Genomic DNA, 1,449 nt, shown 5'->3' with positions numbered 1-1,449 from the left:
TGAAGTGACCCCTAAAAGTTAGACACGGTTATTTCATTAGGCTACTTGATCCAAACGAGTCCGGTATTGCACCGGGCTCATTTTTAATTTTGCCTTTATCCGTTTTTTATTATAGTAATCTATATATTTTTCTAATTCTATTTTGAAATGCTCTATACTTTCAAACTCTTTTATGTAGAGAAATTCAGACTTCATGATTCCAAAGAAATTCTCCATTACTGCGTTGTCGTAACAGTTGCCTTTACGAGACATACTTTGTACGATACCTCTTTCTTGTAATGCATGACGGTACTGTTTCATTTGATAATGCCAACCTTGATCTGAATGCATCAATAGTTGGTGATTTTCAGGTAAACATTCTAATGCTGTCTCTAACATTTCTGAAACAAGTGAATACGTCGGTCTAGAGCCAATTGTATAGGTAATGATTTCACCATTATACAAGTCTAATACAGGTGATACATAAAGTTTCTCACCGAATAATTTAAATTCCGTAATATCGGTTACCCATTTTTCATTTGGCGCATCTGCCGTAAAATTACGCTCTAAAATATGGGGTGCAATTTTACCAACTGTTCCTTTATAAGATTTATATTTTTTTATACGTACAAGGCATTTTAAACCTAACTCTTTCATAATTCGTTGCACCTTTTTATGATTCACTATTTGATTACGGTTGGCTAATTCATCACGAATACGACGATATCCATAACGACCTTCGTGTTCCTCATAAATCGCTTTAATTTCTACTTTTAAATCCGCATCTGGATCGATTCTATCCATTTGTTTTACATAAAAGTAATAGGTGCTTCGAGGGATATCCGCTAACTTTACTAATTCTTTCACTTGAAACTCATGCCTCAATTCATAGACTACTTGTGCCTTGTTTTGTTTAGTGATTTTTCCTTGTTTTGAACTAAGGCATTCAACTTTTTTAAATACGCATTTTCCATACGTAGGCGTTCTAATTCAGCTTGTAACGCTTCAACTGAACCTTCTGCCGGAATTTTTTTAGTATCCTGTTTTGTGTTTTTATTTTTCATGGATGGACGCCCCTTTTTCTTTGGTTCAAGGGCATCTAAGCCACCTAATTCAAATTGCTTCTTCCATTGATAAACCGTTGTAAAAGAAGGAATCATGAATATAGCCGCTGTATCCATTAACGATATACCCGATTGAGCCATAAAATTTAGTACGTTTAGTTTAAACTCTACGGTGTAATTTGTATAGACCTCGTGTAAACCTTCTTCTCCATGGAGTTCGTATAAGCGCAACCAGTATTGAAATTGTGCCTTTGTAATATGCATCTGTTTTGCATATTCTGCCTGAGAAATTGTTTTTGGATTAAATCCTTGAACGAGCGTTAACTTTGAATCCTTCGTAAATTTTGTCATAAAAAAACTGCACCCCCAATTGTTAGACTGTGTCTAACAATTGGGGTGCAGTTCA

General features: G+C 35.0%; 1 protein-coding gene. It reads right to left on the bottom strand.

The features are described from left to right. Positions 1 to 36: 36 nt before the first annotated feature. Positions 37 to 1,394 (bottom strand): IS3 family transposase gene (locus tag ACTFOB_RS26270; protein ID WP_440030135.1). Its coding sequence is split into 2 segments (ribosomal slippage): positions 37 to 938 and positions 938 to 1,394, totalling 1,359 coding nucleotides; the frame shifts between segments, so codons are not numbered across the junction. Positions 1,395 to 1,449 lie beyond the last annotated feature (55 nt).

The sequence above is a fragment of the Bacillus cereus group sp. MYBK79-1 genome, from assembly GCF_051915365.1.
GTDB lineage: Bacteria > Bacillota > Bacilli > Bacillales > Bacillaceae_G > Bacillus_A.
This window is presented reverse-complemented; position numbering and strand designations above follow the sequence as displayed.